Origin of the sequence: Paraburkholderia sp. SIMBA_054, from assembly GCF_046534875.1 — a bacterium.
Classification (GTDB): domain Bacteria; phylum Pseudomonadota; class Gammaproteobacteria; order Burkholderiales; family Burkholderiaceae; genus Paraburkholderia; species Paraburkholderia hospita.
The window spans coordinates 1-234 of record NZ_JAWRXV010001767.1 but is presented as its reverse complement, the minus strand read 5'-3'; the positions used below and the strand labels follow the sequence as shown (position 1 = coordinate 234).

The following is a 234-nucleotide window of genomic DNA, read 5'->3' as shown; positions in this document are numbered from 1 at the left end:
CGAGCGGGTCGGCAACCTCAACTATCCCGACGAGGCCCGCCAGCGCCGCCTCGCCGGCAAGGTGGTGATCACCGTCGGCGTGCGCCGCGACGGCAGCGTCGAAAGCAGCCGCGTGCTGGTTTCCAGCGGCGTGCCGGTTCTCGATGCGGCCGCCCTGCGAGTCATCCAGCTGGCGCAGCCATTCCCGCCGCTGCCGCATACCGATGACGGCGTGGACATCCTGCAGGTCACCCG

The 234-nt window shown here is 70.9% G+C and carries 1 protein-coding gene; it reads left to right on the top strand.

The window, feature by feature from the left end:
• A partial coding sequence (locus SB822_RS61165) for an energy transducer TonB (protein WP_410859669.1) occupies window positions 1–234 on the top strand: 234 nt, incomplete at both ends.